This window comes from Phenylobacterium sp. (genome assembly GCF_030654915.1).
Classification (GTDB): domain Bacteria; phylum Pseudomonadota; class Alphaproteobacteria; order Caulobacterales; family Caulobacteraceae; genus Phenylobacterium.
Map to the genome: position 1 here is coordinate 1 of NZ_JAURWM010000216.1, position 10,262 is coordinate 10,262.

Consider the following 10,262-nt stretch of genomic DNA (forward strand, 5'->3'; position numbering starts at 1 on the left):
GTCCGCTTGCCAGCCGATCCGATCGGCGCGAGCCTCCAATTGTCGAAAGGAACTGCCGCGCAGGAGACCCGGGAGACCGGACCACCCAGCAAGCAGAAGACTCCGAGAGACTGGCGACCGGGGCGACCCGGACATCGATCTCGACAGGGTCACGACGACGAAGACGGCCGGCCAGGGCGACCTCGCGAACCAGAAGCGTCGAAGACCTCGAGACCTCAGGCTGCAGAGCCTGGATGAGAAGGCGACGCCGTGGGAAACCGCAGCGCCGCCTTCTTGCTATTTGGGCCTACTTCTTCGGATCGGTCAGGGCCTTGTAGACCAGCGGATACGAGATCGAGCGGACCTCGGGCGTGTCGCGGCCGGGGATCGAGCCGTTGAGGTTCTGGATCATGCCGACAAAGACCAGGTCATTGGTCGGGTCGATCCAGAACCAGGTCCCGAAGGCGCCGCCCCAGTAGTAGCTGTCCTTGCCCTGCGGGGTCTGGGCTTTGGCGGGGTCGAGGATCACCGCGAAGTCCATGCCAAAGCCGACGCCGTCCATGCTGGGGCCATAGAGATCGACCAGCACGCCGTCCTTGAGGACGTTCTGGCGCATCAGCTTGACCGTTTCGGGCTTCAGGATCCGCGCGTCGTCTAGTTCACCGCCGTTCAGCAGCATCTGGGAGAAGCGCCAGTAGTCCTGCGTGGTGGAGAGCAGGCCGCCGGAGCCCGACAGCAGCGCCGGCTTCACCGAGGCGTCGATGGGGTTGGGCGGTGCGATCAGCTTCTTCTGCGTGTCGTAGCTGTGGATGGCGCTGACGCGCGGCAGCTTGGCGGGCGCGACCGCGAACCCGGTGTCAGGCATCTTCAGCGGGTCGAAGATGCGGGTCTGGAAGAAGACGTCGAGCGGCTGGCCCGACAGCTTCTCGACCAAGTAGCCCTGGATATTGACGCTGGGACCATAGCGCCAGTCGGCTCCCGGCTGGGTGGCGAGCGGCAGCTTGGCCAGCTTGTCGATCATCGCTTGCAGCGGTTGGTTACGGTCGGTGACATCGGGCGCATAGCCGGCCGAGACGTCAAAGCCGGCGGTGTGGCTCATCAGTTCGCGCATGGTCATGGGATGGGTTTGGGCGACCAGGGTCCCGGCCGGGCCCTTGACCTTGAGGTCGGCGAACTCGGGAATGAACTTGGCGACCGGGTCGTCCAGCTTCCACTTGCCCTCTTCGAAGAGGATCATCATCGCCACACCGGTGACCGGCTTGGTCATCGAGGCGATGCGGAAGATGGTGTCGCGCTGCATCGGCGTCTTGGAGTTCACGTCCTGGACGCCATAGGCGTCGAAATGGACGACCTTGCCGTGACGGGCGACCAGGGTGGTGACCCCGGCCAGCCGGCCCTGGTCCACGAGGCCGTGCATGGCCTGATCGATGCCCTTCAGGCCCTCGGCGGACATGCCGACCGAGGCCGGCGCGTCGAGCTTCACCTGCGCCTGAACCGGAAGCGCAATGAGCGCGGCGGTCGCGAAGAGGCCGGCCAGCAGGCCTTGGCGTGTCAGCGTCATGGATATCCCCCGAAATGGATTCGTTCTTGTTGAACTCATTCTAGTTGGGGGTATGGGCGGCGCCTAGGGCAGGGCCAGGGCCTTGCGCATCACCTCGAACACCGCCGGATGGTCCATCAGGCCGTGGACGCCTTGTGCGCCGGGTCCGGTGGCGTAGGTGGCGATGTCCTCGCCAGTGTGGGCGGCGCTGTAGAGCGGGACGGCGGCGAAGTTGCGCTGGTCCGGATCGGCCGTGTCGAGCTGCGCCGGGTCCGGGCGGAGTTCACCCACCGGCGCCGCGCCGGGACCGCTGGCGTACATCAGGATCGGAACCGCCTTGCCGTCGAGCGCCTTGGCCGGATCGTCCTCATTGCCGGGCAGCAGGCCCAGGATCGAGGTGTCGCGCGCGCCGCCGTTGATGGTCAGGCCATGGCTGTGGTCGGCCGTGACGATGATCAGGGTGTCCTTGGGATCGGTCATGGCCAGCGCGGCGGCGACCGCCTTGGAAAGCTCCACGGTCTCGTTCAGGGCTTCCTGGGCCAGGCTAATGTGGTGAGCCTTGTCGATCAACGCGCCTTCGACCATCAGGAAATAGCCCTGCTTGTTTTGCGACAGGACCTCGATGGCCTTCACGGTCATCTGCGTCAGGCGCGGGGCGTCGGTCTGAGTGGCGGTGCGGGCGTTCTCCCGCATCATGTTTCCGGGCGCGAACAGACCGAGCAGCCGCTTCGTCCCCTTGGGAACGGCGGCCAGGGCTGACCCGGTCTTCACATAGGCGCCGCCGCTGGCGCGCCACTCGGCGGTCAGGTCGCGGCCGTCGAGCCGCTTGCCGTCGGCCTCGCCGGGGAGAAAGGCCCCGCCGCCGCCGCCGAGCATGACGTCGAGTTGCAGGGCCTTCGGACCGTCCAGCATCTGCCGGGCAATGTCCTTGCAGCCGGCGGCGACCGCTTCAGGCGGCAGGTCAGCGTCGGACTGCCACTGACGCGACGGAGTGTGGGCGTAGAGCGAGGCCGGGGTGGCGTCGGTGATCGCGGCGGTGGAGACGACCCCGGTCGCCAGTCCCTTTCGGCGGGCCAGTTCGGCCAGGGTCGGAACCGTAGAGCCAGTGACCGAGGCGCAGTCGCCGCGGCGGACCTGGTCGTTGACGCCGAGCGCCCCGTTGAGGGTCCGTTGGCCGGTCAGGATCGCCGAGGCGCCGGCCGCTGAGTCGGTGACCAGGCTGTCGGCGGAATAGGTCCGCACCAGGCCGAGGTTGGGGAAGGCTTCGAACGACAGGTGGTTGGAGGCGCCGTCCGCGCCGCGCTGCTGGGCCTCGTAGATCCGCGCGGCGGTCAGGGTCGCCACGCCCATGCCGTCGCCGATGAACAGGATCACGTTCTTGGCGCGTTCGGCGGCGCTGGCCGGGACAGCCAAGGCGAAAATCGCGGCGCTGAGCAGCAGGGCGGCCGACCTATGTCGGGCACGCGACCAAGTTATTTCGCTCATCACCACAACTCCACTGACGCACTGGCTGGCCACCCCTGGGGCGATAGCCTCTTGGGCGCGTTCATCGGCGGCGTTCATCACGTGGGCATGAAGGGTCGATGTCGGTTTGATGTCAGGGCGGGCTAGGTGGCCGTTACGGCAGGCGCCCTAACCTGACGGCCTGTGGTTCAGTGAGGGTGGTGATGGTCAAGATTGTCAGGATTGGTGGCGCCGGCGGCTTTCTCGGCGACTCCTCGGTGGCCGCGCCGCAACTGCTGAAGGGCGGCCGCCTGGACTACATGATCCTCGACTATCTGGCGGAGGCGACGATGTCGTCGCTAGGCCAGCTCAAGGCCGCGCGGCCCGATCAGGGCTATGCCCGTGATTTCACCGAGTGGGTCTGGAAGGACAACCTTCATGAGCTGAAGGCCCAGGGCGTGAAGATCGTCACCAACGCCGGCGGGCTCAATCCGCGGGCCTGCCGGACGCGGATGGAGGAACTGGCCGCCGCCGCCGGTCTCAGCTTCAAGATAGCCGTGGTTGAGGGCGACGACCTGATGGACCGGCTGGGTGACTTGGCGGCTCGGGGCCTGACCGAGATGTTCACTGACGCCGGGTTCCCTGATCCCAAGCGCGTTTTCACCGCGAACGCCTATTTCGGCGGCGGGCCGATCGCCGAGGCCCTGGCGGCCGGAGCGGACATGGTGATCACCGGTCGGGTGGTCGACAGCGCCCTGGCGCTGGGGCCGCTGATGCATGAGTTCGGCTGGACGCGAGCTGACTACGATCTGCTCTCGGCCGGCTCGCTGGCCGGCCATGTGATCGAGTGCGGCGCCCAGGCGACGGGCGGACTGTTCACCGACTGGGAGGAGGTGCCCGACTGGGCGCACATCGGTTATCCGGTCATCGAGTGCCACGCCGACGGCAGCTTCGTGGTCTGCAAGCCGCCGGGCACAGGCGGGCTGGTGTCGCCTGCCGCCGTGGCCGAGCAGATCCTCTATGAGGTCGGCGACCCTCAGGGCTACGCCTTGCCGGACGTGGTGTGCGACTTCACACAGGTGAAGGTCGAGGCCGTGGGTGAGAACCGGGTGCGGGTCACCGGCGCGAAAGGCTATCCGCCGAGCGGTGCCTACAAGGTCTGCATCACCTTCGAGGACGGCTACCGCTTCATCGGTGCGATGCCGGTTGTCGGGCGCGATGCGGCCCGCAAGGCCGAGCGCCAGGCGCAGGCCTTGGTGGAGCGACTTTCGGAGATGCTGCGGGGCCGCAACCTGCCGCCCATCCGTGACCATCGGATCGAGCTTCTTGGGGCCGAGGCCTCCTATGGAGCCCAGGCCCGACCGGAGGCGCGGGCCGTGCGCGAGGTGGTCGCCCGGGTCGGCGCTGAGCATGAGAGCGCCGAGGCGCTAGGGTTGCTGGCCCGTGAATTCGCCTCGCCCACCACGTCGATGAGCGTCGGATCGACAGGCTGGTTCGGCGGCGCGCCGACCATAACACCGGTGGCGCGGGTCTATTCGGTGTTGCTGCCGCGCACCGAGGTTCCGGCGCTTGTGAGCCTTGGCGAGGAAACGCGCGAGGTTCGGGCCGAACCGCCGCCAAGAGTTTTTGATCCCGCCGAGGTCGTGAGACCGGAGGTTCCCGAGCCGCCCAAGGCGGACGGTGAATTGGTGCGCCGGCCGTTGATCGACCTGGCCTGGGCGCGGTCGGGCGACAAGGGCGACGCCTTCAACATCGGGGTCATCGCGCGCAAGCCCGAATATCTGCCTTGGATCCGGCGCGGCCTGGGCGCGGAGGCGGTGCAGGCGTTCTTCGCTCATGAGTTCGAGGGGGCGAAGGCGCCCAAGGTGCTCTGCTACGAGCTGCCGGGGCTGCAGGCGATCAATCTGCACTGCATCCAGGCGTTGGGCGGTGGGCAGTTCTCAAGCCTACGGCTGGACCCGCTCGCCAAGGGCAAGGCTCAGCAGCTGCTGGACATAGAGATTGAGGTTCCGGCGAGCCTGGTGGGCGGGTAGCGAGAGGCGCGGTCTCTCAATGCCCCTCGTCATCCTGGGCCTGCGCCCCGCGGGCGGCGTCGATCGCGCCGGTGATGGCGGCGCGGGCCTGCGGGCTGTTGCGCCAGCAGGTCGAGCCCAGCTGCGCGGAGGCCGCGAGGCAGAGAGCCGTGGCGTCCTGCTGGGCCAGGGTGGCGAGATCTTCGACGCCCAGCTCCTCAAGGCGCTGGACGACCGTGGGGCCGACGCCCCTGACGGCGAGCAGGATGGTCCGTTCGTGGGCTGGAAAGGCCATGACGACTCCGGGCTTCCTAGCCCAACTGTAGCTTGAGTTTCAGCGCCTGGGCCAGGGCCTGGGCGCGCTTGGCGGTCTGTTCGCCCAGCAGCATGTCCGACCAACCATCCTGAGCCCTGAGGACCAGGCGGTCACCCTCGATCGCCAGGGTGCAGTGGCTGAGCAGGCTGGCGTTGCGGCCGGAGAGATCGCAGCCGAGCCGGATGGCCGAGCCCAGCGCGCGGGCTCGCTGGCGGCGTTCCACCGACAGCACCTTGGACACGGTGCCCGGCTCTGGCGTCGCCGGGGCCGAAGAGTGGCGGGCGAAGGCGGCGCAGGCCAGGAAGGCCCGTTCGGGGTGGCTCATCCCGGCGATAGGCGCGCGCAGCACCTGTTCGAAGGCTAGCTCGCCGCGATGGTCGGGGTGAAGCCGCGCGCCGAGATCTGCCAGGCGGCAGGCCGCGGCGGTCAAGATCGGCTCACGCGGACCGAACACCGGCTGGAGGCGGCTGAAGGCCGGGTCGAGCCAGGCGTGTAGCGCCATGCCGAGATCGCAGGAAAGCCCGCGCACCGTGGTCAGGGCCTCGCAGCCCTCGATCAGCGGATCCTGGGCTGCTTCCTCGGGCGGCATGGCCTCCAACAGAAGGCCCTCGCGCAGGCCGTAGGCGGAGATCACGATCCGCTCAATGCCGAGGCGCTCGATCAAGGCGTCGAGCACCAGGGCCGAATAGGGCAGGGTGTCGAAGCGCTTCTTCGACAGACCCTGCATCCGCTCCAGCGAGCCCCGCGATTGGCGCGCGACGAAACGGGCGACGTCGACGGCGTCGGAGCGGTTCATCTCGTACTGGTGGGCCACGCGCAGCGGATAGTCGGCCATCTCCATGTGCAGGAGGGCCAGGTTCCGCCAAGCGCCGCCGACCGCGTGGAATTCACGGGTGCGGAAGAGCGGGCCGGCGTTGTTCAGCCGGCCTTCGATCACCTTGCGCATCTTGTCTACGTCGAGCGGCTTGGGCGCGCCTAGGGCGAAGGGGCCGAGCGGCAAGGTGACGCCGTCGCGGGGCACCCCGGCGTCGAGGTGCACGAGTTCCAGGCTGGAGCCGCCCATGTCGCCGACGACGCCGGTGGCGTCGGGCTGGCCGGCCAGGACGCCGAGCGCGGCGTAGCGGGCTTCCTCAATGCCCGATAGGACGCGCAGACGCAGGCCGGTCTCCATCTCGACGCGCGCCAGGAAGGCCGGGCCGTCAGAGGCCTCACGAACGGCGGCGGTGGCCACGGCGAAGATGTCGGTCCGGTCCCAGCCGCTGAGCGCGGCGCGGAAACGGCGCAGGGCGACCAGGGCGGTCTCGACGCCGTCGGGCGACAGGCGTCCCGTGACGGGCAGGTCGCGGCCAAGGCCAGCGAGGGCCTTTTCGTTGAAGACGGTCCAGATCGCGCGGCCTTCCAGCCGATAGATCACCAGGCGCACGGAGTTGGAGCCGACGTCGATGACGGCGGTTTGGCGGGAACCTAGGTCCTTGAAAGCTCCAGGACCGGGATCAGGGGCGAGGGCCCGGCTATCCGCGCGGGGCCACATGATCGATCGCGCGCGGCATGTCCTTCACCTTTTGGCCCCGGCCCGACAGGCTGGGATTAGTCATGAAGTACTCGTGCGCGGAGAAGGCGCTCGGGTGATCCCATGATGGATCGCGGGTATAGCGGCCGTCCGCGTCGAGCGTCCAGCTTTGCGCTTCGTCTTTGAGATTAGCCACCATGATCTGTTGCAGGACCTGCTGGTGGACAGTGGGGTTCTCGACCGGGGTGAGGCACTCGACTCGGCGGTCCAGATTGCGCGGCATCCAGTCCGCCGACGAAATGAAGACCCGGTTCTCCGCCGAGGGCATGGGCGCGCCGTTGCCGAAGGCCACGATGCGGGCATGTTCCAGGAAACGGCCGACGATCGACTTGACCCGAATGTTCTCCGACAGGCCCGGCACGCCGGGACGCAGGCAGCAGATGCCGCGAATGATCAGATCGATGGAGACACCGGCCTGGCTGGCCTCGTAGAGCGCATCGATGATGACCGGATCGACCAGCGAGTTCAGCTTCGCCCAGATGGCGGCCGGCTTGCCGTCATTGGCGTTCTGGACTTCGCGCATGATGTAGGTGAGCAGGTCGGCCTTCATGGTCAGCGGCGAAGGCGAAAGCTTCTCCAGGCCGTCGGGACGTGCGTAACCAGTGATGAAGTTGAACAGCCGGGCGCTGTCACGGCCCATGGCCGGATCGCAGGTGAACAGCGACAGGTCCGTATAGATCCGCGCCGTGACCGGATGATAGTTGCCGGTCCCGAAGTGGCAGTAGGTGCGCAGCGTATCGCCTTCCTTGCGGACCACCATCGAGAGCTTGGCGTGGGTCTTGTACTCCACGAAGCCGAAGACGACGTGGACGCCGGCGCGTTCCAGGTCGCGGGCCCATTTCAGGTTCGCTTCCTCGTCGAAGCGGGCCTTGATCTCGACCAGGGCGGTGACGTTCTTGCCGTTTTCGGCGGCCTCGATGAGCGCGGCGACGATCGGGCTGTCGGACGAGGTCCGGTAGAGGGTCTGTTTGATCGCCAGGACATTGGGATCGCGCGCGGCCTGGCGCAGGAACTGGACAACCACGTCGAAGCTCTCGAACGGGTGGTGAACCAGGATGTCCTTGTCGCGGATGGCGGCGAAGCAGTCGCCGCCATGGTCGCGGATCCGCTCGGGGAAGCGGGCCTCGAACGGTTTGAACTTCAGGTCCGGCCGGTTGGCGGGAATGAGCTGCGACAGCTCGTCCAGCCCCAGCAGGCCGTCGATGAGGATTATATCCTCCTGCTTGGCGTGTAGGTTCTCGACGATGAAGGTTCGCAGTTCGGCCGACATGGCGGCCTCGATCTCGACCCGGACGACGGAACCGAGGCGGCGCTGCTTCAGCCGCAACTCGAACTCACGCACCAGGTCCTCGGCCTCTTCCTCGATCTCGACGTCACTGTCGCGGATCAGGCGGAAAACCCCCTTGGCCTCGATCTCGCTGTCGGGGAACAGGTGGTCGAGGAACAGGGAGGTCAGGCTTTCCAGGCTGATGAACCGGCGATCTGGGAACTTCCGGCGGCTGGGCGCGGCCGGCAGTTCCCAGAAACGGGCCACCTGGGCCGGAATCGGCACCAGGGCGTAGAGCGGGCGGCCGTCCGACACCCGCTTCAGCTTCAACACGATGCAGAAGGCGAGGTTCGGAATGAATGGGAAGGGGTGAGCCGGGTCGATGGCGAGCGGGGTCAGGACCGGGAAAATCCGGGTGACGAAGGTGGCTTCCAGCGCCTGTTTCTCGGCAGCGGTGACCTGCTCCTCGCCGATGACGATGAGGCCTTGCGCGGCGATCTCGTCACGCAGTTTGCGCCATTGGCCTTGCTGATCGGCCATCAGATTGGCCGCCTCGGCGTTGACGCGCACCAATTGCTCGATGGGGGTGAGGCCGTCCTGGGAGACGACCCGCAGATCCTCGCGGGCCTGGGCCTTCAGGCCGGCCACTCGGACCATGTAGAATTCGTCGAGGTTGTTGGCCGAGATCGAAAGGAACCGCAGGCGCTCCAGCAGCGGATGACGCGGGTTCTTGCTCTCGTCCAGCACGCGCTCATTGAAGGCGAGCCAGGAAATTTCCCGGTTGAAGAAGCGTTCGGGCGAGCCGGCCAACTCGGAGTTCAGCACGAGGGGCGTCGCGTCGGCGGGCCGCGGACCAGGGGCGGCGTAGGTCATGGATTCAGCGTCCGTAGGCATGGTTGAGTTCTGACCCAACCCGAAATGTGCCGCAAGTCATCCATCGAAAAGGTCAAGATTCTCGCTATCATCTTCAAGAATCTGTCGTGCAAGTATGCGCGAAATAGGGCGTTGTTCATCGTCGGCGGCTTCATCCAGCCGCTTCACGAGTTCGCGAGCATAGGGGATCGATCTCTCCATGCGGCGCAGCAGGTAGGGATAGACCTCCTTCGGCGCGCGAATGCTCCGTTCGCGGAAGAATTTCTTGAGCACGCCTTCCAGGACTTCGTCGTCCGGCTCCTCGATTTCGGCCAGCAGCAGGGCGTTGAGGCGCGAGCGCAGATCGGGCAACTCGGCGCGCCAGGCGGCCGGCGCCTCGCGCGCCGTCAGCAATAGGCCGCCGCCCTCGCGCGCGGCCATGTTGATCAGATGGAACAGCGCCTCGTTGTCGACGCCCTGGTCAACGTCCTCTAGCAACACCGGGCGCCCCGCCGCCGCAGCGATGTCAGGCGATTGTCGATCCAGGGTGATCGCGCCGACGCGCGCCGCCCATTCGCGGGCAAGATGGGTCTTGCCGCTGCCGGTCGGTCCGAAAAGGGCCAGCGCGCCGCCCGGCCAGGCAGGCCAGAGATCCAGCGCGGCGATCGCCTGGGCGTTGGACGGACCCTTGACGAAATCCCGGCGGGTAAAAGAGGCTGGACGCCTGAGTTCCAGGCGCAGTTGCCGTGTCATGCGCTTGGTCCAACCAACTGAAACACGGGCGTAGTTTACCAAGCCGTTGAGGGCGGGTCGATGTATTGCGCGGTGGGGCTTGGGGATGACTTGGCGAAATTGAGGGACAACTTTGACGCCGACCCTGCGGCCGGCTGACGTGCGCCGCCAGGGTCAGTCAGGCTTCGACGGGGCGGACCCGGTCGCGCGCCGACATCAGCGACCAGCCTTCGGGTCGGAGCAGTTCGATCGGCGAGAAGCGGACCTTGTAGTCCATCTTCTCCGAGCCCCGGACCCAGTATCCTAGATAGACGTAGGGGATTTCCGTCAGGCAGGCCTGGACGACGTGATCGAGGATCACGAACGAGCCGAGGCTGCGCTTGGTCATGGTCGGGTCGTAGAACGAATAGACCAGGCTGAGGCCGTCGCTCATCAGGTCGACCAAGGCGCAGGCGATCAGGTCGCCGGGTCCGCCGTCATTGGAGCGCAGGCGGTACTCGATGATGTGGGTGCGGACCGCGGTGTCCTCGACCATGGCGACATAGTCGGGC

At 67.0% G+C, this 10,262-nt stretch carries 7 protein-coding genes and 1 pseudogene; 1 reads left to right on the forward strand and 7 read right to left on the reverse strand.

Going from position 1 to position 10,262, the window contains the following annotated elements:
• Positions 1-286: 286 nt before the first annotated feature.
• Positions 287-1,540 (reverse strand): serine hydrolase, encoded by a 1,254-nt coding sequence (locus Q7T84_RS10890; RefSeq protein WP_304808655.1) that lies wholly within the window; start codon positions 1,538-1,540, stop codon positions 287-289.
• 63 nt (positions 1,541-1,603) lie between these two features.
• Entirely contained in the window at positions 1,604-3,004 is a 1,401-nt protein-coding gene (locus tag Q7T84_RS10895) for an alkaline phosphatase (protein ID WP_304808657.1), read from the reverse strand.
• A gap of 182 nt (positions 3,005-3,186) precedes the next feature.
• On the opposite strand from Q7T84_RS10895, the gene Q7T84_RS10900 reads away from it, so the two are divergent.
• Positions 3,187-4,995, forward strand: coding sequence for an acyclic terpene utilization AtuA family protein (locus Q7T84_RS10900; RefSeq protein WP_304808659.1), 1,809 nt, complete (start codon positions 3,187-3,189; stop codon positions 4,993-4,995).
• 16 nt (positions 4,996-5,011) lie between these two features.
• Here the strand turns inward: Q7T84_RS10900 and Q7T84_RS10905 are convergent, their stop codons facing one another.
• The 5 genes and pseudogenes from Q7T84_RS10905 to Q7T84_RS10925 form a co-directional block, all read right to left on the reverse strand.
• A complete protein-coding gene (locus Q7T84_RS10905; protein WP_304808661.1) occupies positions 5,012-5,269 on the reverse strand; it encodes a helix-hairpin-helix domain-containing protein in 258 nt (85 codons plus the stop codon).
• A gap of 16 nt (positions 5,270-5,285) precedes the next feature.
• Positions 5,286-6,821, reverse strand: coding sequence for a Ppx/GppA phosphatase family protein (locus Q7T84_RS10910; protein WP_304808663.1), 1,536 nt, complete (start codon positions 6,819-6,821; stop codon positions 5,286-5,288).
• Positions 6,802-9,000, reverse strand: a complete 2,199-nt coding sequence (locus Q7T84_RS10915) for an RNA degradosome polyphosphate kinase (protein WP_304808665.1) — start codon at positions 8,998-9,000, stop codon at positions 6,802-6,804. Before Q7T84_RS10915 ends, Q7T84_RS10910 begins: the two co-directional genes overlap by 20 nt.
• Before the next feature lie 57 nt (positions 9,001-9,057).
• The gene (locus Q7T84_RS10920) at positions 9,058-9,732 is read right to left on the reverse strand and encodes a DnaA ATPase domain-containing protein (protein ID WP_304808667.1); all 675 of its coding nucleotides are present in this window, start codon (positions 9,730-9,732) and stop codon (positions 9,058-9,060) included.
• A gap of 157 nt (positions 9,733-9,889) precedes the next feature.
• A pseudogene (locus Q7T84_RS10925) lies at positions 9,890-10,262 on the reverse strand (arginyltransferase); the annotation flags it as partial.